Here is a 25,180-nt window from a genome sequence, read left to right on the forward strand (position 1 = left end):
ACATGGAAACGATCCTCCTATTTGCCCCCCTCGTTGGTGCGCTGATCTGCGGGTTTGGCTGGCGTCTGATTGGTGAGACTGCCGCGCAGTGGACTGCGACGGGCCTTTTGTTCCTGTCGGCACTCCTGTCATGGATCACGTTCCTGACCTTTGATGGTCAAACGGAAAGCATTCAAATCCTGCGCTGGATCGAGAGCGGCACGTTGTCGACCGATTGGGCCATTCGCATGGACCGCCTTACGGCGATCATGCTGATCGTGATCACCACGGTGTCGGCGCTCGTACACCTCTATTCGTTCGGCTACATGGCCCATGACGATCACTTCAAGGAAAACGAGAGCTATCGCCCGCGTTTCTTTGCCTACCTGTCGTTCTTCACCTTCGCGATGTTGATGCTGGTGACCGCTGACAACCTTCTGCAGCTGTTCTTTGGCTGGGAAGGCGTGGGTGTCGCATCCTACCTGCTCATCGGGTTCTACATCCGTAAACAGTCTGCAGGCGCTGCAGCGATCAAGGCGTTTGTTGTGAACCGGGTCGGCGACTTTGGCTTCCTGCTCGGTATCTTCGGGATCTACCTGCTGACGGACTCGATCCAGTTCGACGTGATCTTTGCCAATGCTGCTGATCTGGCCTCGATCAATCTTGAGTTCCTGTGGCGCGAATGGAACGCGGCAAACCTGATTGCCTTCCTGCTGTTCATCGGTGCGATGGGTAAATCGGCGCAGTTCATCCTGCACACGTGGCTGCCTGACGCGATGGAGGGGCCAACCCCTGTGTCGGCGCTGATCCACGCGGCGACCATGGTGACGGCGGGTGTCTTCCTTGTCTGCCGGATGTCGCCGATCATGGAATTTGCGGACTGGACGCAGAACTTCATCGTCGCAATCGGCGCGCTGACTGCCTTCTTTGCTGCGACCGTGGGGCTGGTGCAGAACGACATCAAGCGCGTGATCGCCTATTCGACTTGTTCGCAGTTGGGCTACATGTTCGTCGCGGCAGGCGTCGGGGTCTATTCGGTCGCGATGTTCCACCTGCTGACGCACGCGTTCTTCAAGGCGATGCTGTTCCTTGGTGCAGGCTCGGTCATCCACGGGATGCACCACGAACAAGATATGCGGAACTATGGCGGTCTGCGCCACAAACTGCCTTGGACGTTCCGCGCGATGATGATCGGCACGCTGGCGATCACCGGTGTGGGTATCCCTCTTTTGTATGTCGGGTTCCCGGTTGGCTTTGCGGGCTTCGTGTCCAAAGACGCCATCATCGAAAGCGCCTATGCCGCGATGCCAGGTGGCTATGCCTTCTGGGTGCTGGTGGCCGCTGCTGCAATGACCAGCTTCTATAGCTGGCGTCTGATGTTCCTGACCTTCTATGGTGAACCGCGCGGCGACAAGCACACGCATGAGCACGCGCATGAAAGCCCGACGGTCATGTTGGTTCCGCTCGGTGTGCTGGCCATCGGTGCGGTTCTGGCAGGTATGGTCTGGTACAAGCCGTTCTTTGGCTCAGAGCAATCGGTTGAGGCCTACTTCGGTGTGATCGAGAAGCAAGAAAAGAAAGCCGAGATCGGCTTCACTCTGGTTGCACCTGCATACGCTGCGGGCAGCGATGATGACCACGGCGATGACCACGGCACAAGCTATCCTGATCCGCTGCCAGGGCAGGGAGCCATCTACATGGGGCCAGACAACCACGTTTTGCACGAAGCGCATCTGGTTCCGAAATGGGTCAAGGTTGCACCGTTCATCGCGATGGTGCTGGGCTTCGCGCTAAGCTGGCTGATGTACATCCGGCATCCAGGTTCGGCGGCCAAGCTCGCAGAGCAGCAGCGCCCTCTGTACAACTTCTTGCTGAACAAGTGGTACGTGGATGAAATCTATGACTTCATCTTTGTGAACCCTGCACGCCGGATTGGTCACTTCCTTTGGAAAAAGGGTGACGGAGCCACCATTGATGGCGGTCTCAACGGCGTGGCCATGGGCATTGTCCCGTACTTCACCAAAAAGCTGAACCAAGCCCAGTCGGGTTACGTCTTTCACTATGCCTTCGCCATGGTCATCGGGATTGCGATCCTTTTGACCTGGATGACGCTGACGGGGAACTAAAGCGATGGACAACCTTCTTTCCATCATCACCTTCATCCCGCTTCTGGCGGCAGCGATCCTTATGCTGTTCCTGCGCGGAGAAGATGAGGCTGCGCAGCGAAACGCCAAATGGCTGGCGATGATCGCGACGAGCGCGACGTTCTTTGTGTCCTTGATCCTGCTCTTTGGGTTCGACCCCAGCGACACTGGCTTTCAGTTCGTGGAAGAACGGGAATGGATCCTTGGCCTGACCTACAAGATGGGTGTGGACGGGATCAGCGTTCTGTTCGTCATGCTGACAACGTTCACCATGCCTCTGGTCATCGCAGCGTCGTGGAACGTCACCCACCGAGTGAAGGACTACATGATCGCGTTCCTTGTGCTGGAAACGCTGATGATCGGCGTCTTCTGCGCGCTGGACCTGTTCCTGTTCTACGTCTTCTTCGAGGCAGGTCTGATTCCGATGTTCCTGATCATCGGCATCTGGGGCGGCAAGGAACGCATCTACGCCTCGTTCAAGTTCTTCCTCTACACCTTCCTCGGCTCGGTTCTGATGCTGGTCGCGATGGTGGCGATGTTCGTGGATGCAGGCACGTCGGATATTGCTGCGCTCTTGAACCACAACTTTGGGTCCGAGACGTTCAGCATTCTGGGCATCCAGATCATTGGCGGCGCACAGACGCTGATGTGGATTGCGTTCTTTGCGTCATTTGCCGTGAAAATGCCGATGTGGCCTGTACACACTTGGTTGCCAGACGCACACGTTCAGGCGCCAACGGCTGGTTCGGTCGTTCTGGCCGCGATCCTCTTGAAAATGGGTGGCTACGGCTTCCTTAGGTTCTCGCTGCCGATGTTCCCGGTCGCTTCCGACCTGCTGGCCCCGCTGGTGTTCTGGATGTCGGCAATTGCCATTGTCTACACGTCGCTGGTCGCCCTGGCGCAGGAAGACATGAAAAAGCTGATCGCCTATTCGTCGGTTGCGCACATGGGTTACGTCACCATGGGTATCTTTGCGGCAAACCAGCAGGGCATCGACGGCGCGATCTTCCAGATGCTGAGCCACGGCTTTATCTCTGGCGCTCTCTTCCTTTGCGTGGGTGTGATCTATGACCGGATGCACACTCGTGAGATTGATGCCTATGGCGGGTTGGTAAACAAGATGCCGGCCTATGCGCTGATCTTCATGCTGTTCACGATGGCCAACGTGGGCCTGCCTGGCACCTCGGGTTTTGTGGGTGAATTCCTGACGCTAATGGGCATTTTCCAGGTCAACACTTGGGTAGCGCTCTTTGCCTGTACCGGTGTGATCCTGTCGGCGGCTTACGCGCTGTGGCTTTATCGCCGTGTCGTGATGGGTGAGCTGATCAAGGAAAGCCTGAAGTCGATCACCGACATGACCCAGCGCGAAAAGATGATCTTTGCGCCGCTGGTCGTGATGACGATCCTTTTGGGTGTTTATCCTGCGCTGATCCTCGACATCATCGGGCCATCGGTTGGCGCGCTGGTTGACCAATACAATACGTCTGTTGCGATGTTTGCTGCCGAAGCCAACACCATGACAGCTTCGTCGAATTAAGAGGGTCCCATGATCGGTTCCGACCTCTCCATCATTCTGCCGGAAATCGTCCTGTCGCTTTATGCGATGGCCGCGTTGATCGGCATTGTCTACACCGGCAAAGATGCGATGGCATCGCTGGCAACATGGGCGACAACGGCGGTCCTGGTTGCCATGGCGGTGTTTATCGCGTTGCAGCCAGCTGGTACGGATGTCGCCTTTGGCGGGATGTTCATCGATGATGGCTTTGCCCGATTTGCCAAGGTGATGATCCTGCTCGCGTCGGCTGCGGTGTTGGCGATGAGCCATGACTACATGCTGCGCCGTGATTTGCTTCGCTTTGAATACCCGATCCTCGTGACACTCGCTGTCGTTGGCATGATGCTGATGGTGTCTGCGGGTGACCTGATGGCGCTTTATGTGGGCCTCGAACTGCAATCGTTGTCGCTTTACGTCGTGGCATCGCTGCGTCGCGATAGCGTGAAGTCGACCGAAGCGGGGCTGAAGTACTTTGTGCTGGGCGCGCTGTCGTCCGGTCTGCTGCTCTATGGTGCGTCGCTGACCTATGGCTATGCCGGCACGACCCTGTTCTCGGGCATCATCGAGTCCGCGCAAGGTGATCTGTCGCTGGGCTTGCTCTTTGGTCTGGTCTTCATCAGCGCGGGCCTTGCATTCAAGGTGTCCGCGGCGCCGTTCCATATGTGGACGCCAGATGTCTACGAAGGCTCACCTGCGCCTGTGACCGCGTTCTTTGCGACCGCGCCAAAGGTGGCTGCGATGGCTCTGTTCGCTCGTGTCGTGCATGACGCATTCGGTGGGGCCGTTGGCGACTGGCAGCAGGTGATTGCGGCCCTGTCGGTCGTTTCGATGTTTGTCGGTGCAATCGCCGCGATTGGGCAAACGAATATCAAACGCCTGATGGCCTATTCCTCGATTGCGCATATGGGTTTCGCTCTGATGGGTCTGGCGGCTGGCACGCAACTGGGTGTGCAAGCGATGCTGATCTACATGGCGATCTACGTCACGATGAACATCGCCGCCTTTGCGTTTATCCTCGGCATGACACGCGACGACGCGCTGGTGACCGATATCAGCGCGCTGAACATGTATTCCAAGCGCGAGCCGCTGAAGGCTGTTGCCCTCTTGGTCATCATGTTCTCGCTGGCCGGTGTGCCACCGCTCGTGGGGTTCATTGGCAAGCTTTACGTGCTTCAGGCGGCCTATGATGCGGGTCTTGCATGGCTTGCTGTGGCTGGCGTGATCGCGTCGGTGATCGGTGCGTTTTACTACCTGCGGATCGTCTACTACATGTATTTCGGTGAAGAAGTGGACGAGCTGGACAACACCAGCAGCCCTGTTCTGAGCGGGTTTCTGTTGGCCGGCGCTGCCGCCATGGTATTCGGCATCGTGAACCTGTTCGGCATTGAAGGCATCGCGCAGGCGGCTGCTGCGACCCTGGTGAACTAAGCAAAAGCACGGCCCGGCGGCAGCGCCGGGCAGCCCCCGAGCGCACCCTCGGGCGAGGGCTTCACCCCCACGCGCGGTCGGGGCCCGCCCTCTCGAATGAAGAGGGATACATGGAAAAACTCATCCTCCAAGAAACCGACAGCACGATGGCCGAAGCGGCGCGTCGTGCGCCGACACTCACTGGCCCCGTTTGGATCCTTGCTTTGCGCCAGACCGCCGCGCGGGGCAGACGGGGCCGGGAATGGGTGAACCCTGATGGCAACTTTGCCGCGACGCTGGTGATGCCGACGCCCAACCCAATGGATGCCGCGCTGCGATCGTTCATTGCGTCGCTCGCACTCTATGACACGTTCCAAAGTCTCGGGGTGCTCAACGGGCTTGCCCTGAAGTGGCCCAACGATGTGCTCCTTAACGGGGGCAAGGTTGCGGGAATTTTGCTGGAAAGCCTGCCAAGCGGGCATCTGTCCGTTGGCATTGGGATCAACCTGAAATCTGCCCCGAGCACCGCCCAAGTTGAAGAGTGGGCCGTTGCGCCTGTGACCCTTGGGACAGATGCCAGTCCCGAAGAAGTTCTGGACCTACTTGCGCCTGCCTTTGCGGCTTGGGATGCGCAACTGACCACTTACGGCTTTGAACCCATCCGCACCGCGTGGACGGCCCGTGCGGCCAAGCTGGGAGAACCAATCCGCGCCCGCACAATGCGGGATGAACACCACGGCACCTTTGAAGGCATAGACGCCGATGGCCAGCTTATTCTATCCACGCCCAAAGGTCGGCTGACCATTGCGGCGGCGGATGTCTATTTCTAAGGGGACGCGCATGCTTCTGTGCATTGACTGCGGCAACACCAACACCGTTTTCTCGATCTGGAACGGCTCGGAATTCATCGCCAAATGGCGGGCCTCGACCGAGCATCAACGGACGGCGGACCAGTACTATGTCTGGTTGAAAACCCTGATGATGTTGAACAATGTCGAAGCGGAGATTGATGAGGTTATCATCTCGTCTACCGTCCCGCGTGTGGTGTTCAACCTGCGTGTCTTCACTGACCGGTATTTCAACACACGGCCCTATGTTGTGGGCAAACCGGAATGCGCGCTTCCTGCCGAGCCGCGCGTGGATGAAGGCACCATTGTCGGACCAGACCGGCTGGTGAATGCGGCCGGCGCTTATGACCTCTACGGCGGCAATCTGATTGTCGTGGATTTCGGGACGGCGACCACGTTCGATGTGGTGGACCATGACGGCGCCTATGTGGGTGGCGTTATCAGCCCGGGCGTGAACCTCAGCCTTGAGGCCTTGCACAACGCTGCAGCGGCCTTGCCGCATGTTGATATTACTAAGCCGCAGCAGGTGGTCGGGACAAACACCGTGGCCTGTATGCAAAGTGGCGTCTTTTGGGGCTATGTCGGCCTGATCAAGGAAATCTGCGCCCGGATCAAAGCAGAGCGTGCGCAACCGATGAAGGTGATTGCGACAGGTGGTCTTGCGCCTTTGTTTGAACAGTCAGAAGCGCTATTTGATGCGTTTGAAGATGATCTGACGATGCACGGACTGACCGTGATCCATCGCCATAATAAGGAAAACTAAGTGAGCGAGCGTTTGATTTACCTTCCCCTGGGTGGCGCAGGGGAAGTTGGCATGAATTGCTATGTCTATGGATATGGTCCGGCTGACAAAGAGCGCCTGATCATTGTGGATCTTGGCGTGACGTTTCCAGACATGGACGGCACACCCGGCGTTGACCTGATCCTCCCGGACATTTCATGGCTTGAGGAACGTCGCGAGCGCATTGACGGGCTGTTCATCACCCATGCGCACGAAGACCACGTCGGCGCGGTAGGGCATTTGTTTGAACGTCTGGGCGTGCCGATTTATGCCCGCGCCTTTACGGCGAATATCGCACGGCGCAAGCTGGACGAATACGGGATTGGGCCCGAAGCCGTGACCACGGTGTCGAAATACCCTGAAGCCGTCACCTTGGGGAACATGAAGGTGTCTTTCGTGCCGGTTTCGCATTCCATTCCAGAGAGCGCAGCTCTGCTTATCGAGACGCCCGCTGGTCGGGTCGTGCATTCTGGCGACTTCAAGCTGGATGAAACACCGGGCGTGGGCGAGCCCTTTGACCCGGATATGTGGGCCGAAATCGCCTCGGGTGGCATCCGGGCCTATGTCTGCGACTCCACCAATGTGCATTCGCCAAACCCCGGACGCTCAGAGGCCACCGTTGGCCCCGCGATCACCGAACTGGTGTCAGAGGCAAAAGGGATGGTCGTGGCGACAACCTTTGCGTCTAACATTGCGCGGGTGAAAACCCTTGCAGAGGCGGGCGAGCGGGCTGGGCGGTCAATTTGCCTTTTGGGGCGTGCCATGCGTCGGATGATCGAGGCCGGGATAGAAACAGGTGTGCTGGACGATTTTCCCAAAGTCGTCAGTTCCGACGACGCGCTGGATATTCCGCGTGAAAATCTGATGCTGATCGTGACCGGAAGCCAAGGTGAACGTCGCGCGGCCTCCGCTCAGCTGGCCAATGGCAAGTATCGCGGGATCACGATGAAAGAGGGCGACACCTTCCTGTTTTCGTCCAAGACCATTCCCGGCAACGAACGTGGCGTGATCCGTGTGATCAACCAATTCAGCGAAATGGGCGTTGACGTTGTGGATGAGAATAGCGGTGGGCATTACCACGTTTCTGGCCACGCGAACCGCCCCGACCTTGAGCGGATGCACGACATTCTGAAGCCTCAGATATTGGTCCCCTGCCATGGGGAACACCGCCACCTGCGCGAACACGCCAAGCTGGCCGATCAAAAAGGCATCGCCAATGTGGTTGCCGTGAACGGCTCCATGGTGGACCTGTCAGGCAACGCGCCGCGGATCGTCGAATACTTTGAAACGGGTCGCACCTATCTGGATGGGTCGGTCAAAGTTGGCGCGATGGACGGCGTCATCCGAGACCGCATGCGCATGGCGTTGAACGGGCATGTGATGGTCTCGGTCATCATGGACGAAGACGAGCCTGTAGGTGAACCATGGTGCGAAGTCATGGGGCTGGCCGAAACGGGTGCGTCAAACGCGCCGCTTGTCGATGTTCTGGAAGAGGATTTGAACCAGTTCCTGATGCGCGCCGGCACCAAGACTTTGATGGATGACGACCGGCTCGAGACGGAATTGCGTCGGATCACGCGCAACACCACCCAGAGTGAAATCGGCAAGAAACCGGAAGTCACCGTTGTCGTTAGTCGATTGAGCTGAGATTGCCGGAGCGGCTGGCGTCAGCTTGCCAGCCGTTCCTCAAAGCTTTTGGCGATAAAACTGGGAAGGTGATCCCCAAGACCAATCACCTTGTTGCCATCATCCCGTTGCGAACGCCCACGCGAGGATTTGCGTGGACCACGGTCACGGTGCGATGATTTCTCTTCGGCAGGCTCGGCGGCTTCGGTGGTCTTAGGCTTGGACTCTGTTTTTGGTTCGTCGGCCTTGGCCTCTGTCGCTTCGTCGCTTGATTTGCGCGACTTGCTGGGCGCCTTGGCAGGCATTGGATTGTCGAGGCGTGGAATTTCTTCCTTCACCAAACGCTCAATGTCGCCAAGGTTCTTTTCGTCACGCGGCACGCAAATCATCATCGCGGTGCCCGAGCGACCTGCACGGCCTGTGCGGCCGATGCGGTGGACGTAGTCCTCTGCATGGCTTGGGACGTCGAAGTTAAAAACGTGGCTAACAGCCGGGATATCCAGCCCGCGTGCCGCAACGTCTGACGCGACCAGAAGGCGCAACGTGCCATCGCGGAACCCGTCGAGCGTTTTCATGCGCTGGGACTGATCCAGATCGCCGTGGATCGCCGCCGCGTCATATCCATATTTTTTCAATGACTTGGCGGTGATGTCGACATCGGTCTTGCGGTTGCAAAAAATGATGGCGTTCTTGCAAGCGTCACCCTCTTTGTCGATCAAAGCGCGCAGAAGTTTCCGTTTTTCAGAGCCTTCGCGGTCCTTGCGCGAGGCTTTGAACATGACCACGCCTTGGGTGATATTCTTGTTCGTCGTTGCCGCGCGCGCAACCTCGACACGCGCGGGGGCGCTGAGGAAGGTATTGGTAATACGCTCGATCTCAGGGGCCATGGTGGCCGAGAAGAACAGCGTTTGGCGCGTAAACGGTGTCAGGCTAAAGATGCGTTCGATATCCGGGATAAAGCCCATATCGAGCATCCGGTCGGCTTCGTCCACGACCATGATCTGAACGCCGGTCAGCAACAGTTTACCGCGTTCAAAGTGGTCCAGCAGACGACCGGGCGTCGCAATAAGGACATCCACACCCCGGTCGATCAGGGCCTCCTGTTCCTTAAAGCTCACGCCGCCGATGAGCAGAGCCTTCGTCAGCTTGTGATACTTGGTGTATGCATCAAAGTTTTCAGCCACCTGTGCCGCCAATTCGCGGGTCGGGGCCAAGACAAGAGACCGTGGCATCCGCGCCCGTGCGCGTCCGCGTCCCAAAAGCGTGATCATCGGCAACGTAAAGCTGGCTGTTTTGCCTGTGCCGGTTTGGGCGATGCCCAGAACGTCTTTGCCTTCCAAAGCGGGCGGAATGGCACCAGCCTGGATCGGGGTGGGGGTTTCATAGCCGGCGTCGGCGATGGCTTTCAGGACCTTGGGGTCCAGTTTCAGGTCTGTGAATTTTGTCATGTACGTCCATTCAGGCGGCATCGGACCGCTGGGAAAAAGGACGCAACTTCCAACGCGCCCTGCGATTGGGCGCTGCTTACATCAGGTTACGCGATTGGTCAATTTCTGTGGTGTCGCGACGGGTGGCCGCGACACCGGTGTTGCTATGGTGTCAGGCGATCAATCGCTGACGTTGGCCACGTCGCCAAAGACGTGGCTTGTCCCCAAGCCGTTATCCGCGCTTGAGCTGTGGCAGAAGAAGCAGTTTTGAGCCTGAAAGGCGTTCTTGCCTGCGCCCGGAATGGTGTTGCCATCAGGGAACTGGTGGAACGTTTCCATGGTCGTGTTGGCCAGCCGATCGCCGCCTTTGATATTGTCGGTCGCGCTGGTCGGGATGTTACCCCCGGTCCAGATTGACCCGATCTGATAGTAATAGGCACGCACGTCGTCCTGCGCCGCCAATGCGGTCATCACCGTGTTGTTTAGAGACAAAAGATCGGTTGCGTCATCCGCTGCGCTGGTGCTTTGCGGCTTGAAACCCCACGGGTTGAGACGGGCCACGGGAACAAACTCAATCGTATCATTGCCCAAGGCGTTGATCGCTCCGCCCGTCGAGGACCCATCTGCCGCCTTGTACTGTGCTGTCGGCACGACGGTGGCGGGGACAGTATCTCCGGTAAACAGTGTCCAGTCGCCGTCTGTACCAGGTGTGAACAAGGTTGGTGCGGGGGCACTGGTCGATTGGTAGTAATAGGGCAGGTCCGGCGCGTTTGAGACATGTTCAAAGCTCGCCCAGATCATTTCGGGATGACCCTTTGCGCTTCCGACCACGTGCATCCCGACCAAGGCGAGTTCCTTTGGTTCCGGCGTGCCGGTCAGCGACCACTGGGTGTTGTCCGCGTTCTTTTCGATCTCGGGAACCATACCCGTGATGGTGATGTAGTTCTCTGGATGCTCCACATCGCTCGCCGCGACCCATGCGGTCTTCAGCTCCATCGTCAGGGCATCTCCATCCGGGAACGACTCGCCTGCTGGCAGGGATTGGGTCGTGATGAAATCCAATTCGGATTGTGTTGTCGGAAAATTGGTCGCCAGAAGCGGCGCTTCATCGAAATAACCGGGCTGCGATTTGGCATCGAGGTGCATCTGAGCGAACGCTGCATAGACATCGTTCACATGGACCCCGAAATAGGCTGTGTCGTTTTTCGGCGTGACGAGGACATAGCTGTCCGCCTGACCAATCTCGTCAATCGCAGGATCTTCGGATTTGACTGAACGGAGAGACGTGGGCAGGTCATCTGGATTTGCATTGCGGGTCAGGTTGAACGTGGCAAAGCCCTCGTCGTCCAGCTCGCCTGTATAGGTGGCGTCAAAGAAGACCGGACTGTTAAAGATCACCGGGCCCTGATTGGTGGGGCTGGTTAGCCACAGAAACATCTGCGCGCCCCATTTGTAGAAATTGCAATTTGTGCTGTCGTCAAAGGTTACACTGTTAGCCGGAACGACAAACCCGTTCTGCGACGGCGCAACCCCTCCGAACCAATCCTGCAGCGTGGCTGCATCGACACCGCAGGTGTTCTTGAAGTCCTGAGGAAACAGCGTCTCATGCGTGTTTGCATGGCCACCCGCAAAAACCGGGCCGGCGGCGCACAGCGCTAATGTCGCCAAGGCCGCAGCGCGACGGGTCAAATTGGAAATGGGGGTCATTGATCTTGCCTTCTGAGTATTACCAATGGGTGACACTCTTCTGGCCTTTTCAACCTATGTATGTGCGGGGCGGCACAGACACCCGATTAACTAGATGTCGGTCTCGCCGAGGTCGAGCTTGTGCCTGCGGATCCGGCGGAACAGCGTCCGGCGGTCGCGATTGATCAGTGTGAGCAAGTGGATGCAGAGCGGCTTGAGGTCGGGGCTCGTCTTGTCGGCGGTTTCCCAAATCCACATCAGCAGGTTGCGCTCCATATCGCCGGAGCGCACCGGGTAGGGGTTCAGACCCAGAACCACCTTTTGTTGACGCCGCTTGTGCCAATTGAACAGCTGGATCGGGCGTTTGCCGCTCCACAGCCGCTCGCTTTCATAAAGCTGCATCATCGATATCAGGATCACGAGCATTGATGCGGCGTTCCGGTCGACGTCGGTCTTGCCATGATCTGCAAAGGTCTTGAGCGCAGAGATCTTCCACCGCGAATTCAGCGTCTCCATCATCCAGACGTGCTCTTCCTCCCACATGCGAAAGAACAGGTTCAAAGCCTCTTGTGGCGGGTCGTTGTGCCGCGAAATGGCGATCAGCATTGCGTGCAGCAAATGCATTTCGGGCTGGCCCTCAAACTCGGGCGAGATGTCATAAACCTTGCGCGCCATGGTCTGATTTGGCGGGCGCGGCAGGTCCTTTTCGATCACGACGGTCTGCTCTTGCAGCGGAGTGAAATCACAGTCCGGAGCAGGAAGAAACTCCTCCACACCTTTGAAGGGGAACAGTCGCGTGGCGTATTTGCGGCGAAGGTAGGCCAGGCCGCCTTTGTAGGTTTCTTCTTCGTAAGGTGGCTCTGTGGGCGTTGTCACACCATCATCTCTTTCGAGGCTGTCAAAGTCAGATCGGGGTAATCCCTTACCACCCGATCAATATCCCATTGAAGCCGCGTCAGGAATACCGGATCGCCGTCATGATCCAGCGCCATGTGCTGTTTGTTGGTGTTTGAGAACGCGTCGATTTTGTCCTTGGCCCCCTGCACCCAGCGGGCCGAGGTGAATTGAGACGCCTCAAACCGGACGGGCAGACCGTATTCCATCTCGATCCTGCTGCCGAGAACCTCGAACTGAAGTTGCCCAACCACGCCGACGATAAAGCCTGAGCCGATCATCGGCTTGAACACCTTGGCGGCGCCTTCTTCGGCGAATTGCATCAACGCCTTTTCAAGGTGCTTGGCCTTCAAAGGATCGCCCGCCCGCACACCTTGCAACAGTTCCGGCGCAAAGCTTGGGATGCCGGTGACGCGAAGTGCTTCGCCTTCGGTCAACGTGTCGCCAATCCGCAGTTGCCCGTGGTTCGGAATGCCGATGATGTCACCCGCCCACGCCTCTTCCGCCAATTCGCGGTCAGAGGCGAGGAAGAGAACAGGGTTCGAAACGGCCATCGGTTTTTTGGTGCGTACATGGGTCAGCTTCATACCACGTTTGAAGTGGCCAGACGCCATACGCACGAACGCCACGCGGTCGCGGTGTTTTGGATCCATGTTCGCCTGCACTTTGAAGACAAAGCCGGAAACCTTTGTTTCCTCTGGGGAAATTTGACGTGGATCAGCGCGCTGCGGCTGTGGCTCTGGCCCGTATTGGCCGATGCCGTCCATCAATTCCTTGACCCCAAATGAATTGATCGCAGAGCCGAACCAGATCGGTGTCAGAGTGCCGTCCAGCAATGCCTGATGGTCCATAGGCGGCAGCAATTCGCGCGCCATTTCGATCTCTTCCAGGAAAACCTCCAGCAGGTCAGCGGGGACGTGCTCGGCCAGCTTGGGGTCATCGAGCCCGTTGATTTCCAGCGTTTCCGCCACCGTGTTCCGGTCCGCGCGATCCATAAGCAACAGGCGATCACGCAGCAGATCGTAAGTGCCGATGAAGTCGCGCCCGCGTCCGATTGGCCACGCGGCTGGCGTCACATCGATGGCGAGGTTTTCCTGAATTTCATCGATGATTTCAAACGTATCGCGGCTCTCGCGGTCCATCTTGTTACAGAAGGTCAGGATCGGCAGGTCGCGGAGGCGACACACCTCGAAAAGCTTCTGCGTCTGGCTCTCGACGCCCTTGGCCCCGTCGATGACCATGACGGCCGCGTCCACAGCGGTCAGCGTGCGATAGGTGTCTTCCGAGAAGTCGGAGTGACCCGGGGTATCAACAAGGTTGAACCGGAAATCATTGTAATCAAACGACATTGCCGATGCGCTGACCGAGATACCCCGATCCTTTTCCATCTGCATGAAGTCCGACCGCGTGCGCCGTGCCTCGCCCTTGGCGCGCACCTGACCAGCCATCTGGATGGCGCCGCCATACAGTAGGAATTTCTCGGTCAACGTCGTCTTGCCCGCGTCGGGGTGCGAGATAATCGCAAAGGTGCGGCGGCGGGCGATCTCAGGGGGCAGGGTCGGGCGATTGTCTAGCATGGGCGTGAGGTAGGCGGTTTTTGGGCGATGCACAATCCATACACATCCGAAGCACATCCCATGTATACGCAAACGCACATCACGCGGGTGGTTTGCGCGCGGTTCCCATGTAGATGATCGTCGTCAGCGGGAGAGGACCAAAGGTAAAATCGAGCCGCCGGTTGATGCCGCGTGGGCCAAGTCCTGTGAAATTCCCGACCGTCATCCCCGCATCCATTAGGGCGCCGCGCAACTCATCGGGTTTGATGAACATGTCTGGGTCATGTGTGCCTTTTGGCAGCAGTCGCAGGACGTTTTCTGCCATTGTGATCGTAGCGAGTTTCGAGATCGGGTTCCGATTGATCGTGTCGAACAGGAACACACCGCCGGGTTTCAAAACCCGGGTGACCTCTTTGCACACGTCACGAAGGCTTTGCACGTGTTCCAGCACATCGACGCAGACAACAATGTCAAACGATGCGTTGTCATAGGGTAGGGCCTCGCCGACGCCAACGTCGTATTGAATGGACAGACCGCTTTCGGCCGCGTGATCCTGTGCGGCGGCGATGGCTTGTGCTGCGGGGTCGATGCCAGTGACGGATGCGCCGCGTTGGGCAAGCGCCTCGGCCATGAAACCGCCCGCGCAGCCGAGGTCGAGCACCGCTTTGTCCGCCCAGTTCACATGCCTGTCGAACCATGACAGGCGCCCCGGCACCATGTTTTTCAACGTGCGGACCCATTTGATGTCGTCGGACCACCACTGATCAGCGTGGCTGTCATAGATGGTCAGATCATTTCGTTGGGCTTGAGCCATTCTCGTTACTTTCCTTCATGAGCCGGGACAGGCTCGGGATCATATAGGGGACGCTGTTTTGATAGTCTTCAAACCGGTCGCCGTAGATCTTTTTGAAACGACGCTCTTTCAGAATGGGCGCGGTGAGGCAGTAACCCGTCAGGACGCTGGCCAGAAATAGTTGATCAGGGGTCCAGACCGGAACAGTCCAGGTGGTCAGTGCAAAAGACAGGTAAATCGGCTGCCGCATGATGGCAAAAAGTCCATCTGTCGGCATGTCTGGGAATTTGGGTTTTTTGTCTTGGATAAGAGACATCCATCCCAGAGCACCCGATTGCACCTCGGCTCCGGCAGAGTAACTGGCCCAGATCAACAGGAGCCAAGACGTTGTGTAAGCGGCGCACATGGCCCAGAAAGCCCAGCCTGTCGCCTCCCACCAGATGGTGCCGGTCGGCGACCAAAACGCGAAGAGCGCAAAGAGTTGTATCGAGGCGATGATGGCGTAGGTGGTTACGCCAAGTGTCTGCCCTGTGCCTACCGGAGCAAGCTTGGTCATCCATCCCCGGCCGCGTTTGGTGAGCAGGATGGAATGAACAATCGGGAATTGAAGGACCAAGAGCAGGTTGGCCGCCCACGCCCATGGATAAGGCACGTTGCCGAAACTGCGCGACATGCCAAAGAACATGGCAAGGATCATGGCGCCCACGGCAAGCGCAAAAAACACGTGGCAAATGATCCCATAGATCAAGGCGATGATGATGCGGCGGCGACCAGGCGGCGGGCGCAAACTGCCCAGAGCAAGGTCGAGGAGGCGATAAAATGGTGTGTCTGGGCGATCAGTCATGCATAGCTCCAATCTGATCGCGGATCATCTGTTCTACCGGCAAGCGCGAACACAGCCGCGTCAAAAGCAGGAACATGCCCGCAAATTTTCGCTGCAGGTAGAGCGCGTCCATCGGCAAAGGAGGCGGAATAAAACCTTCCGCAGCAAGGGCTTGGCCCATGTCATTCAACCGTTTGGTCAGGTCTGTTTTGGCGAAATCGAACATCGGTTCCTCGCGTAACGCGGCGAAGATGAAACCGATCATGGCAAGGATTTGTTCCTGATGCCTTGGAGCAGTGTCAGGTGCGATAAACCCGATCCGCTGTACACAGATCGCCAGCTGGTCGGCATCCTGATCAAGGCCTGCGATCATTAGATCGGCATAGTCGCGCTGAATTGCTTTGCCGAATGCCCGCGTCGCGCCAAAGTCGAGCAACACGATTTTCCCTGCCTCCGCATCATAGCGATAGTTGGCAAAGTTCGGGTCTGTCTGCATCAGGCCGAATTCGAAGAGTTCCCGCAGAACCAGACGGAGCAGGTCGTGCCCGATCCGGTCGCGGACCTCTTGTGGCTCTTGTTCAGCGGCCTCAATCGGGGAACTGGGGACATATCCCATCGCAAGGATCGTGGGCGTGGTCAGGTCGGCTTCGAAACTTGGCATGACAAAGGATGGATCGTCGCCCAGCAGATCGTGGAAAGCGCTCAGGTAACGGGCCTCTTGCGCATAATCCGCCTCTTCATGCAGTTGGCGGCGCGCCTCATCCAGATAGGGGGCAAGTTCAAAGCCCTTGGGGATTAGGCCGGACATCCGGATGAGGGCGCCGACATTGGAAACGTCGCTGTCGATGCTGCGCGCTATGCCGGGGTATTGCACCTTGATCGCCAGATCACGCCCGTCGCGGGTTTGCGCGCGATGCACCTGCCCGATTGATGCTGCCGCGATTGGGCGGGTATCAAACCGCTTGAACCGCCGCATCCAATCCGCACCCCATTCGGCGGTCAGCACCTGTTTCAACTGTTTTGGTGGCATGAAATCCGCATCTGCGCGCAGACGAGCCATGATATTCGCCAGTTCCGGCGGAAGCACATCGCCCGTGTCCATCGACATCAGCTGCCCGATCTTCATCGCCGCCCCGCGCATCCGCGCCAGCTCATCAGCGATTTTCGAGATATTGCGCGGTGTCAGCAGCAGATCCCGCGACCGAGGCCGCTGACCGCGCGACAGCTCACCGAGCGCGCCGAGCGCCATATTCCCCGCGATGCCCGCTGCCATGCCCCCGATGCGGGTGGCACGGGTGGCACGTCCCGAGGGCACTGCGACGGCGCTAGGGGTGGCTGTGGGTTTTGACATGGGCGACCTCTTGGTGAGTGTCGCCAAATGGAGCATAGGTGCGGGGCGTCAATTCGAGTGGGGCAGTTGGGCGCGGGGTTCTTTCTTAGTCGTATCTGACGATTACTGATAGCTGGGGACAGCGTGCCGGGTTGGGCAATTGAGCCGAGCGGCACGCTAAAGTTACACGGTTTTGCTGGGCCACACTCGCTAGCCGGTCGCCAGCGCGGACGATTAACACGGTCTGAGGTTGAGCTTTGAGCAACATGACAACGGATACAACGCGACGCCAACGTTTCTTGGACGCGGCCTGTCGGGACTTGGGGTATTGCCGGCCGCCTAAAGTTCAAGAGAGCCTAAAGGCGAACGAAGGTCTATCTCCGATAGAGTTCCTTCGCACGGTCATAAAAGCCAAGGGGATAGAGCCGATTGACCTTGAGAGCCATGACCACTTTGGTCAGCTGATGCAGCTCTATTGCCAACACGTGTTAGAGAGCTGAGGCGGTATCCAAGCTGCGATACGACTGCTCCTTCCGCGCATATGCTCAAGAGCGATAAACAGTTCGTCGGCGGCATGTCTGCCGCCGAAACCTTTTATGCAGCCAAGGATGTCTTGAGCCTTTCCAGTTTCAGCGCTGCCTCTGCTGCCTCTTTGCCCTTTTCCACAAAATGCGCGCGGTAGATCGCGTTATGGTGATCGGTGTCTTGGTACTGGTGTGGGGTCAATGACACCGACAAGACCGGAACGCCGCTGTCCAGACCGGCCTGCATGAGGCCATTGACGACAGCCTGCGCAACGAAATCGTGGCGGTAAATTCCGCCATCCACCACAAAAGCCGCGGCAATCACGGCCCGATAGCGGCCTGATGACGCGAGATCGCGAGCCAGCAACGGCATTTCAAACGCGCCTGGAACGTCGAAGACATCGACGTTATCCTTGGGAATTTTCTGAGTGAAACCTTCAAGCGCTTTGTCCACGATGTCTGCGTGCCAGCCAGCTTTGATGAAGGCGTATTGGGTGTGTGTCATAGTGATCTCCTTATTCAGCGACACGTCACCCAAGGCGATCACATGCAGTACACCCGGCCAGCCGCCGGGCGTTTGCACGTTCTCTTTCATCCGGACTATGACCGTCGGCTCAGGAGTTTCACCTGATCTGCTGGACCCTCCACCAAATGACGGAGGCGCTCGCGGGCTTGAAACAGTGTTTCTTACCGCCGGTGGGGAATTTCACCCCGCCCTGAGAACGATGCGACCCGACGGGCCGCTGTGGATTGATATAGGATTGATCTACTTGGTCAAGACACCAACGCACGCTTGAATGCCGATTGACTTCGTTAGTCAAAATGACCGCACTTGAGAGACAAATGGGCGCGGAAGTTGGCCGCTTTACCGCGTGCTCGCGCGTTTCAGCTTTGCTGCGGCGTCTTCGTTCAAGAGGCCCTCTGACACTTCGTATCCCAAATGCTGTGCGCCTTCGTGCCCCGGAAGCGATTGAGAAAGCGCCTCGTCCACCTCCTTGGGTAGGGCGGGGCGGGTGCGGGGGTCGACCAGCAGACTTTCAGCGGCAATGCCTTCGGCATAGATGATCTGATGGTTGTCGAAGAGCAGTTGGAAATAATCCACATGCCCACCCTCCAGCCGGACGATCCCGTCGCCATTGATCAGATGCCGGACCTTGACCAAAACCTCTGAGCGGCCTGCGCCGATGGCGTCGTCGCGTTGGTAGATAAAGAGGCGATGGTCAGCTGAGACGACAAGGTCGTTTTCGTTATTCAGCACGCCTTTGCGGATCAGGACGGGGGCAAAGTCGCCGACTGCGCGGCGGGTGTTTTGACCGATCCAGCGGATTTCCTGTGGGCCGTCGTCGCGTGTCAGAACCCTGTCGCCAACTTTGAGATCCTCAATGCGGACCTGTGCGCCGGAGGCCATGGTGATATGCGTCCCGCGTGTGAACGCGACGCAGGCAATTTCGGCCAAGCGGCGGCGCGGATTGTTCGTGTCGACGCCGACAAGTGTGTAATCGACAGTCGGTTCCATCGCGGCGAGCGGGAGAAGATAAATGTCAGCCACATCGCCATCATCCAATTCCACCAAAACCAGTGCTTCGACAATGCGGCTGTCTGGCGACATCAGTGTGATGACACTGTCGATGACGATCCTGGCCCCCATGGCACCCACGTCGGAATTCGGCGCGACCTCAAGGTGTTTGCCTTTGGATGTCGTCGCGAGAACGTGTGGCTCTGCGTTTTTGGTCAGTTCGTAGACATCATCAAGGACCAGCTCGGAAGCAAAGCTGAGTTCGTCGCCAAAGCAGACCCCGGATGTCACGGAAAAGTCCTGCGCCCGATAAACGGGGAGCGCCTGAAGCGCGCGATCCTGTGCGCGATCTGTTATGCGGGCGGCATCAGACATGGCATTCATATATTCGCTAACTCATTAAAATATAACCTGTTCGATTCTTCGTTAAAGGTCGACTGAGGAGTTCGTGAGCCGGAGTTGCGGCAAGTCTGTGGCGTTGCCGGGGGCGCAGGCCGGTGGTAGCCCTATTTGGAACAAAGGGAGACACCTCATGGATTTGGGAATCAAGGGCAAACGCGCACTCGTCTGTGCGTCGTCGAAAGGGCTCGGGCGCGGGTGCGCGATGGCGCTGGCGGAGGCTGGGGTCGATCTTGTGATCAACAGTCGCGGGGCAGAGGCGCTTGAGGCGACAGCTGAAGATTTGCGCAAGACGGGCGTGTCGGTGACGACGGTGGCCTGTGATGTGACCACCGAAGACGGGCAGGCACAGGTTCTGGAGGCGGCCGGCAATCTGGATATCCTTGTGACCAATGCAGGCGGTCCGCCACCGGGCCTGTGGTCAGATTGGGGCCGGGATGATTTTATCTCGGCACTGGATGCCAACATGCTGACGCCAATTGCTTTGATGAAGGCCGCTTTGCCGGGGATGATGGATCGTGGCTGGGGCCGCGTCGTCAACATCACGAGCCAGTCGGTCAAGGCGCCGATTCCGCAACTTGGGCTGTCGAATGCCGCGCGAACCGGTTTGACTGGCTATGTCGCTGGCACGGCCCGTCAGGTTGCGCCCTTTGGCGTCACGATCAACAACATCTTGCCGGGTATTCACGCCACCGACCGCGCTGTGGCGCTGGATACGGGGGTCACGCAGGCGCAAGGTATCACGTTGGACGAAGCCCGCGCCGCGCGAGAGGCTACAATCCCTGCGCGCCGCTATGGGACTGCAGAGGAATTCGGTCAGGCCTGTGCCTTCCTGTGTTCACAGCACGCCGGCTTCATCGTGGGCCAGAACCTGCTGCTCGATGGTGGAGCGACTGTCGCAACGATTTGATCCGTGGCTCCGGGGTATGGCCGCTCCGGCCATGCCTGCGGCGCGAGTGTTTTTGAAACATAGAAGGATCAATTCGCGTGGCTGAAGAGCGGTTTTCGCTGAAAGATCATTTGTTTAATCCCGAGAGTATCGGTGATTTGGCAGATGAATTCTCGGTTTTGCCGGGCTTTGACCGAGATACCTTTCACGCCGAGGTCTGTGCGGGCTTGCAAGGCCGCGAATTGATGGAGCGGCTGGAGTGGATTGCCGATTGTCTGGAAGGACAGTTGGCGCGTGACTTTCCAAGCATGGCCGATCAGCTTGAGGCCGCAATGCCCGCGCCGCTGGACCCGACACTGCGGGACGATGATTTTGGCCGGTTTATCCATGCCGTGCCGGGGATCCTGGCGGTGCGGCATGGGTTGGAGGATCACCGCGAGCGGGCGCTGGATTTGCTTCATGTGGCGACCCAGCGCTTTTCGATGGAATTCTATATCCGGCCATTCCTGAACCGCTGGCCAGAGGAGACTCTGGAGCGGTTGCGGGTCTGGGCGCGAGACGAGAATTATCACGTGCGGCGATTGGTGAGCGAAGGAACGCGTCCGAAGCTGCCTTGGGCCAAGGCCATCAGCCTGGACCCTCTGGTGCCGCTGGAATTCCTTGATGCCTTGCATGCCGACCCCACGCGGTTCGTGACGCGCTCGGTGGCCAATCATCTCAATGACATTGCAAAAATCGCTCCGGATGTCGTGCTGACATATCTCGCCAAATGGCGAGACGCAGCGCAGCAGACACCCAAGGAACTGGCATGGATGGAGCGCCATGCGCTGCGCACGCTGATCAAGGACGGACATGCGCGGGCGATGGCGCATTTAGGTTATCGCTCTAACGCGGCGGTCTCGGTCACCGGATTGACATTAACACCCGAGGACCCGGCGATTGGCGATGTCATGGAGATTACCTTCACTCTGGAGGCAACCGAAGACAGTCCGGTTATTGTCGATTACGCCATGCATTTCCTGAAGGCCAATGGCACCACTGCGCCCAAGGTTTTCAAGATCAAGGATACGAGTGTAACCCCGAAAGCGCCGGTCACCTTGACCAAACGGCATCGGTTTAAGGGCAACGCCACGACCTTCACGCTTTATCCCGGAACGCAAAAGGTGACGGTCCACGTCAATGGCGTTGTCAAAGCAGAAGCCACATTCACGTTGCGCTGAACGTCACAAGCCTGTGACAGCCAATTGGACGGATTGCGCGACGAGAGGGCAGTCGTTAGGCCTTTCGCAACGCATCGGGAGACACCAAAGATGAAGCACGAAGTCGTTCAGGACTACTACGGTAAGGTCCTGCAATCATCGGCAGATTTGCAGACCAACGCCTGTTGCACCCCCGCTGAAATGCCTGAATGGCTGAAAGGGGTGCTGTCGAAGGTCCATGACGACGTGCTGATGCGCTATTATGGCTGTGGCCTGATTGCGCCAGATTCGTTGGAAGGCGCGCGAATTCTGGATCTGGGCTGTGGGGCGGGGCGTGATGTCTATGCCTTGTCAGCGATGGTCGGTGATACTGGTGAGGTTGTCGGTGTCGATATGACGGACGAACAACTGGATGTCGCTCGCGCGCATCAGGAGTTCCACCGTGACGCCTTCGGGTTGAGCCGCGTGAATACGGCTTTCCATAAGGGGTATATCGAAGAACTGGACAAGCTTCCGCTGGAACCGGGGTCTTTTGACGTGATCGTCTCGAACTGCGTCATCAACCTGGCGCAGGACAAGGAGGCCGTGCTGCGCGGTGTCTACAACCTGCTGAAACCTGGCGGTGAGATGTATTTCAGCGACGTGTATGCCGACCGCCGTATCCCTGAGGCACTGGCGAAAGATGAGGTTCTTTATGGTGAATGCTTGTCTGGTGCTCTCTACTGGAATGACTTTGAAACATTTGCGCGGCGGGCTGGGTTTGATGATCCGCGTCTCGTGGAGCATCGTCCGCTGACGATCGAGAACCCCAAGCTGGAAGAGAAGGTGAGCCCGATCAAGTTCACTTCAGCCACCTATCGTTTGTGGAAACTGGAGGGGCTTGAGCGATCCTGTGAGGATTATGGGCAGGCCGTGATCTACAAAGGCACGATCAAGAACAGCGAGAAGGTGTTCCGTCTGGATGGTCATCATGTGATTGAGGCGGGCAAAGTGTTCCCCGTCTGTGGCAATACATGGGCCATGCTGCACGACACGCGCCTGCGCGAGCATTTTGAGTTCATTGGAAATTTCGACACGCATTACGGCATCTTTGAGGGCTGCGGTGAGGGAAGCCCATTTGAAGCGGAAGTGGCGGACGCATCCTGTTGCTAGGCTGTTGATGTAGCGGGGCTGGCCTGTTAGAGCCTGAGCGTTTTCGTCAGGAGTGACCGCCGCCCTATGGACGTCTCAGACACGCCCCGTCTCGAAGTGCAAAACCTGATCCGCCAGTTTGGAGACATACCGGCGGTGCGGGATGTGTCGTTTCAGATTTATCCGGGGCAGGTGATGTGCCTCTTGGGGCCATCTGGTTGTGGTAAGTCCACAACGTTGCGCATCATTGCAGGCGTGGAAAAGCAGGATAGTGGGCGCATTCTCGTGGATGGGGATCTGGTCTGCGACACGATCTATCGCCTGCCACCTGAAAAGCGCGCTGTTGGTCTGATGTTTCAGGACTTTGCCCTGTTCCCGCATCTGACGGTTGCCGCCAATGTCGCCTATGGGCTGACCTGTGCGCGCGGTGAAAAGCAAGAGCGCGTTGCCGATCTATTGGCGCGGGTCGGGCTGCATGGCTATGACCAGAAGTATCCGCACCAGCTGTCTGGTGGCGAACAACAGCGTGTTGCGCTGGCGCGCGCGATTGCGCCGCAGCCCAAGGTCATGTTGATGGACGAACCTTTCAGCGGGCTGGATGAGCGGCTGCGTGATGCAGTCCGGGACGAGACACTGAAGCTTTTGACCGATGAAGGGACGGCCGTCTTGATGGTGACCCATGACCCGGTTGAAGCGATGCGCATGGGCGATGTGATCGCGCTGATGCGTGACGGGCGTGTGGTGCAGCAGGGGTCGCCCTATACGATTTACAATACCCCTGCCGATCTGCAGGCGGCACGTTTCTTTAGCGATATCAATGTAATCGAAGCGAATGTTGAGGGCGCATTGGCGGACACCCCATTTGGAAAGTTCCTGGCTCCGGGTGTCGCAGACGGCAGCAGGGTCGACATCGCGATCCGCCCGCAACACGTCCACATTGATTTTGATCGGCCAGGTCAGGCCCCGCGACCGACAGAGGCCGAAGGTCAAGCCGCCCACGCCCGTGTTGTGCGGTCACGCTTTCTTGGGCAGCAGTCGCTTGTCGATTTTCTGTTGGATGATGGACCGTCCATTACCGCGTCGGTGCCGGGTGTGTTTCTGCCAAAGGCCGGGACCGGCTTCTATCTGACCTGTCCACGCAGGCACTGTAAAATCTTCCGGCGTTAGCTATCGATGCGCGCAAGGTAATCGGCGAGCGTTTTGCCTCCTTCTTCGACAAAGGTGGCGGGCAGGGCGCGTTGGGCTTCTATCCGGTCAACGCGAAAGACCCTGAAATCAGCCTTGCTTTCGCACCACGCGGTCACCGTCCAGACGCGCCCCCAGTATTCAAGCTGCAAGGGGCGGATCACACGGGTCGAGGTTTCATTGTCGAGCGACCGATAGGTGATCTCGACCTTTTGACGGGCGCGAATAGCGCCGCGCAGACCGGGCATGTGCTGAAACCCCTTGGCGGCGTCTTTGAATGGGTAGACGGCAAAGCCAAAGCCGGTCGGCGGGGCTGTGCGATCCTCGGGTAGGACGGCGTCGATCTTGGCGGATAGGGATTTTGCCGCGCGTTGAAGTTCTTCGTCTGCGGCTTCTCCGACCACGGCCATCCCAAGATGCAACGCTTCGAGCTCTGTCGTGGTCAGGTTCAGCGGGGGCAGGGTGATCGCAGCGGTGATCATGTAGCCGACGCCACGTTCCCCCTCGACCGGGATGCCGGAGGCGGCCAGCGTTTCCATATCGCGGTAGATCGTCCTGACCGAAACCTCGAGTTTGTCGGCCATGTCCTGCGCACGGTGCAGGCGCCCGTCGCGCAGGATCTGGATCAGGTCAAAAAGGCGGTCTGTGCGGCGCATGTGGCCGTTAGAGCCTTTTCATCGGGGTTAGTCCATCTGCCAGACGACTTCAGAGTGCCGCATTGAGACGGTGGTTGGGTCAATCATCGAACCGAATGGCGCGAAGGCCGGGTCTTGCACAACTGTTTCGGCCGCTTTCAAGGCCGTATCCATGTCCTTCCAAATCACGATGTCGGTCCAAAGCCCATCTGCTGCGCAGGTCAGGTGGCGGCCAAGACAGCCGCCAAACGCGCGCACGGCTTCGGCTGTTTTGTCGGCGGCGTCCTGAAAGGTTTCGACATCGACACCGTCTTTGAGATGAAAGGACACGATTTCGGCGACGGTTTTGGGGGTGTGTTCGGTAGTGGGACGCATGTGTGATTCTCCTCTTTTCAAGCGTTCGCAGAAGGGTTTATCGAGGGCGTCCTGACATGAACCTGTCAGTTGACAGGTTTTTGTCAAAGAAAGCGCATCGAGAGCCTGAAATGCAGGTGTTTTTGCACCTGCAGCGCTTTCCACAGGGGGCTTGTCGGCGTATCAGTCACCCCTGACATGCACATGGGCGCCCGCCGAACAGTCAGGTGGCGCATAATGACGGAGACCCCGGAAATGACCGCACTGATGATGACACCGCTTTTCGTAACCAACATCCCGCCAGTTGGCTGGCTGCTGATTGCCGTTGTTGTTCTTGTCCTCTTTGGCCGTGGCAAGATCAGCTCGCTGATGGGCGAAGTTGGCAAAGGCATCACGAGCTTTAAGAAAGGCGTGCAAGAGGGCAAGGAAGAGCTGGAAGCAGCAGACGCCGAAGCGGCTCGCGATGTGACGCCAGAAGACGAAAAAGACAAAGCGTAAG

The 25,180-nt window shown here is 58.0% G+C and carries 22 protein-coding genes and 1 riboswitch; of the genes, 11 read left to right on the plus strand and 11 right to left on the minus strand.

Annotated elements, in window-relative coordinates:
- Nucleotides 1–2 precede the first annotated feature (2 nt).
- The 6 genes from nuoL (at nt 3) to FE702_RS02035 (ending at nt 8,361) form a co-directional block, all read left to right on the plus strand.
- Nucleotides 3–2,105, plus strand: coding sequence for an NADH-quinone oxidoreductase subunit L (nuoL, locus tag FE702_RS02010; RefSeq protein ID WP_147124546.1), 2,103 nt, complete (start codon nt 3–5; stop codon nt 2,103–2,105).
- A 4-nt stretch (nt 2,106–2,109) separates the two neighbouring features.
- Nucleotides 2,110–3,660: an NADH-quinone oxidoreductase subunit M gene (locus FE702_RS02015; RefSeq protein ID WP_147124547.1), complete on the plus strand. Its 1,551-nt coding sequence runs from the start codon at nt 2,110–2,112 to the stop codon at nt 3,658–3,660.
- A 9-nt stretch (nt 3,661–3,669) separates the two neighbouring features.
- On the plus strand, nt 3,670–5,106 hold the full coding sequence (gene nuoN / locus FE702_RS02020; protein ID WP_147124548.1) for an NADH-quinone oxidoreductase subunit NuoN: 1,437 nt from the start codon (nt 3,670–3,672) through the stop codon (nt 5,104–5,106).
- A gap of 110 nt (nt 5,107–5,216) precedes the next feature.
- A complete protein-coding gene (locus tag FE702_RS02025; RefSeq protein ID WP_147124549.1) occupies nt 5,217–5,915 on the plus strand; it encodes a biotin--[acetyl-CoA-carboxylase] ligase in 699 nt (232 codons plus the stop codon).
- Nucleotides 5,916–5,925: 10 nt separating this feature from the next.
- A complete protein-coding gene (locus FE702_RS02030; RefSeq protein WP_147124550.1) occupies nt 5,926–6,696 on the plus strand; it encodes a type III pantothenate kinase in 771 nt (256 codons plus the stop codon).
- 51 nt (nt 6,697–6,747) lie between these two features.
- Entirely contained in the window at nt 6,748–8,361 is a 1,614-nt protein-coding gene (locus FE702_RS02035; protein ID WP_147124823.1) for a ribonuclease J, read from the plus strand.
- Between the two features lie 20 nt (nt 8,362–8,381).
- On the opposite strand, the gene FE702_RS02040 is transcribed toward FE702_RS02035, so the two are convergent.
- The 9 genes from FE702_RS02040 to FE702_RS02080 form a co-directional block, all read right to left on the minus strand.
- A complete protein-coding gene (locus FE702_RS02040; protein WP_147124551.1) occupies nt 8,382–9,788 on the minus strand; it encodes a DEAD/DEAH box helicase in 1,407 nt (468 codons plus the stop codon).
- 159 nt (nt 9,789–9,947) lie between these two features.
- Nucleotides 9,948–11,474, minus strand: a complete 1,527-nt coding sequence (locus FE702_RS02045; protein ID WP_147124552.1) for a hypothetical protein — start codon at nt 11,472–11,474, stop codon at nt 9,948–9,950.
- A gap of 90 nt (nt 11,475–11,564) precedes the next feature.
- A complete protein-coding gene (locus FE702_RS02050; protein ID WP_147124553.1) occupies nt 11,565–12,329 on the minus strand; it encodes a hypothetical protein in 765 nt (254 codons plus the stop codon).
- Complete coding sequence (locus FE702_RS02055; RefSeq protein ID WP_147124554.1) at nt 12,326–13,924, minus strand: peptide chain release factor 3; 1,599 nt, start codon at nt 13,922–13,924, stop codon at nt 12,326–12,328. Before FE702_RS02055 ends, FE702_RS02050 begins: the two co-directional genes overlap by 4 nt.
- Nucleotides 13,925–14,003: 79 nt before the next feature.
- A complete protein-coding gene (gene ubiG, locus FE702_RS02060; RefSeq protein ID WP_147124555.1) occupies nt 14,004–14,717 on the minus strand; it encodes a bifunctional 2-polyprenyl-6-hydroxyphenol methylase/3-demethylubiquinol 3-O-methyltransferase UbiG in 714 nt (237 codons plus the stop codon).
- Nucleotides 14,695–15,540 carry a methyltransferase family protein gene (locus tag FE702_RS02065; protein ID WP_147124556.1) on the minus strand — a complete coding sequence of 282 codons (846 nt, stop codon included), beginning with the start codon at nt 15,538–15,540 and terminating at the stop codon, nt 14,695–14,697. The genes ubiG and FE702_RS02065 overlap by 23 nt, the downstream gene beginning before the upstream one ends.
- Entirely contained in the window at nt 15,533–16,870 is a 1,338-nt protein-coding gene (locus FE702_RS02070) for an ABC1 kinase family protein (RefSeq protein ID WP_147124557.1), read from the minus strand. The genes FE702_RS02065 and FE702_RS02070 overlap by 8 nt, the downstream gene beginning before the upstream one ends.
- Nucleotides 16,871–17,443: 573 nt before the next feature.
- Nucleotides 17,444–17,878, minus strand: coding sequence for a 6,7-dimethyl-8-ribityllumazine synthase (locus FE702_RS02075; RefSeq protein ID WP_147124558.1), 435 nt, complete (start codon nt 17,876–17,878; stop codon nt 17,444–17,446).
- 74 nt (nt 17,879–17,952) lie between these two features.
- Nucleotides 17,953–18,101, minus strand: a riboswitch (FMN riboswitch).
- A gap of 137 nt (nt 18,102–18,238) precedes the next feature.
- Nucleotides 18,239–19,264: a Hint domain-containing protein gene (locus tag FE702_RS02080; RefSeq protein ID WP_147124559.1), complete on the minus strand. Its 1,026-nt coding sequence runs from the start codon at nt 19,262–19,264 to the stop codon at nt 18,239–18,241.
- A gap of 157 nt (nt 19,265–19,421) precedes the next feature.
- Between FE702_RS02080 and FE702_RS02085 the strand changes: the two genes are divergently transcribed.
- From FE702_RS02085 to FE702_RS02100, 4 genes are all read left to right on the plus strand, one after another.
- Nucleotides 19,422–20,198, plus strand: a complete 777-nt coding sequence (locus tag FE702_RS02085) for an SDR family oxidoreductase (protein ID WP_147124560.1) — start codon at nt 19,422–19,424, stop codon at nt 20,196–20,198.
- A gap of 77 nt (nt 20,199–20,275) precedes the next feature.
- The gene (locus FE702_RS02090) at nt 20,276–21,397 is read left to right on the plus strand and encodes a DNA alkylation repair protein (RefSeq protein ID WP_255449554.1); all 1,122 of its coding nucleotides are present in this window, start codon (nt 20,276–20,278) and stop codon (nt 21,395–21,397) included.
- Between the two features lie 90 nt (nt 21,398–21,487).
- The gene (locus tag FE702_RS02095) at nt 21,488–22,528 is read left to right on the plus strand and encodes a methyltransferase domain-containing protein (protein ID WP_147124562.1); all 1,041 of its coding nucleotides are present in this window, start codon (nt 21,488–21,490) and stop codon (nt 22,526–22,528) included.
- 66 nt (nt 22,529–22,594) lie between these two features.
- Nucleotides 22,595–23,674 carry an ABC transporter ATP-binding protein gene (locus FE702_RS02100; protein ID WP_147124563.1) on the plus strand — a complete coding sequence of 360 codons (1,080 nt, stop codon included), beginning with the start codon at nt 22,595–22,597 and terminating at the stop codon, nt 23,672–23,674.
- Here the strand turns inward: FE702_RS02100 and FE702_RS02105 are convergent.
- Together FE702_RS02105 and FE702_RS02110 are read right to left on the minus strand one after the other, a co-directional pair.
- On the minus strand, nt 23,671–24,348 hold the full coding sequence (locus FE702_RS02105; protein WP_147124564.1) for a helix-turn-helix transcriptional regulator: 678 nt from the start codon (nt 24,346–24,348) through the stop codon (nt 23,671–23,673). The two genes, FE702_RS02100 and FE702_RS02105, sit on opposite strands and share 4 nt — an antisense overlap.
- A 27-nt stretch (nt 24,349–24,375) precedes the next feature.
- Complete coding sequence (locus FE702_RS02110) at nt 24,376–24,702, minus strand: hypothetical protein (protein WP_147124565.1); 327 nt, start codon at nt 24,700–24,702, stop codon at nt 24,376–24,378.
- Nucleotides 24,703–24,948: 246 nt separating this feature from the next.
- Between FE702_RS02110 and FE702_RS02115 the strand changes: the two genes are divergently transcribed.
- Nucleotides 24,949–25,179: a twin-arginine translocase TatA/TatE family subunit gene (locus FE702_RS02115; protein ID WP_147124824.1), complete on the plus strand. Its 231-nt coding sequence runs from the start codon at nt 24,949–24,951 to the stop codon at nt 25,177–25,179.
- The last annotated feature ends 1 nt before the right edge of the window (nt 25,180 follow it).

It is taken from the genome of Shimia ponticola (genome assembly GCF_007995215.1).
GTDB lineage: Bacteria > Pseudomonadota > Alphaproteobacteria > Rhodobacterales > Rhodobacteraceae > Shimia_B > Shimia_B ponticola.

Excerpts from the sequence above, each read along its gene's own strand:
- nuoL (WP_147124546.1), top strand. The coding sequence starts at position 3 with ATGGAAACGATCCTCCTATTTGCCCCCCTCGTTGGTGCGCTGATCTGC.
- FE702_RS02015 (WP_147124547.1), top strand. The coding sequence starts at position 2,110 with ATGGACAACCTTCTTTCCATCATCACCTTCATCCCGCTTCTGGCGGCA.
- nuoN (WP_147124548.1), top strand. The coding sequence starts at position 3,670 with ATGATCGGTTCCGACCTCTCCATCATTCTGCCGGAAATCGTCCTGTCG.
- FE702_RS02025 (WP_147124549.1), top strand. The coding sequence starts at position 5,217 with ATGGAAAAACTCATCCTCCAAGAAACCGACAGCACGATGGCCGAAGCG.
- FE702_RS02030 (WP_147124550.1), top strand. The coding sequence starts at position 5,926 with ATGCTTCTGTGCATTGACTGCGGCAACACCAACACCGTTTTCTCGATC.
- FE702_RS02035 (WP_147124823.1), top strand. The coding sequence starts at position 6,748 with ATGAATTGCTATGTCTATGGATATGGTCCGGCTGACAAAGAGCGCCTG.
- FE702_RS02040 (WP_147124551.1), bottom strand. The coding sequence starts at position 9,788 with ATGACAAAATTCACAGACCTGAAACTGGACCCCAAGGTCCTGAAAGCC.
- FE702_RS02045 (WP_147124552.1), bottom strand. The coding sequence starts at position 11,474 with ATGACCCCCATTTCCAATTTGACCCGTCGCGCTGCGGCCTTGGCGACA.
- FE702_RS02055 (WP_147124554.1), bottom strand. The coding sequence starts at position 13,924 with ATGCTAGACAATCGCCCGACCCTGCCCCCTGAGATCGCCCGCCGCCGC.
- ubiG (WP_147124555.1), bottom strand. The coding sequence starts at position 14,717 with ATGGCTCAAGCCCAACGAAATGATCTGACCATCTATGACAGCCACGCT.
- FE702_RS02065 (WP_147124556.1), bottom strand. The coding sequence starts at position 15,540 with ATGACTGATCGCCCAGACACACCATTTTATCGCCTCCTCGACCTTGCT.
- FE702_RS02070 (WP_147124557.1), bottom strand. The coding sequence starts at position 16,870 with ATGTCAAAACCCACAGCCACCCCTAGCGCCGTCGCAGTGCCCTCGGGA.
- FE702_RS02075 (WP_147124558.1), bottom strand. The coding sequence starts at position 17,878 with ATGACACACACCCAATACGCCTTCATCAAAGCTGGCTGGCACGCAGAC.
- FE702_RS02080 (WP_147124559.1), bottom strand. The coding sequence starts at position 19,264 with ATGTCTGATGCCGCCCGCATAACAGATCGCGCACAGGATCGCGCGCTT.
- FE702_RS02085 (WP_147124560.1), top strand. The coding sequence starts at position 19,422 with ATGGATTTGGGAATCAAGGGCAAACGCGCACTCGTCTGTGCGTCGTCG.
- FE702_RS02095 (WP_147124562.1), top strand. The coding sequence starts at position 21,488 with ATGAAGCACGAAGTCGTTCAGGACTACTACGGTAAGGTCCTGCAATCA.
- FE702_RS02100 (WP_147124563.1), top strand. The coding sequence starts at position 22,595 with ATGGACGTCTCAGACACGCCCCGTCTCGAAGTGCAAAACCTGATCCGC.
- FE702_RS02105 (WP_147124564.1), bottom strand. The coding sequence starts at position 24,348 with ATGCGCCGCACAGACCGCCTTTTTGACCTGATCCAGATCCTGCGCGAC.
- FE702_RS02110 (WP_147124565.1), bottom strand. The coding sequence starts at position 24,702 with ATGCGTCCCACTACCGAACACACCCCCAAAACCGTCGCCGAAATCGTG.
- FE702_RS02115 (WP_147124824.1), top strand. The coding sequence starts at position 24,949 with ATGATGACACCGCTTTTCGTAACCAACATCCCGCCAGTTGGCTGGCTG.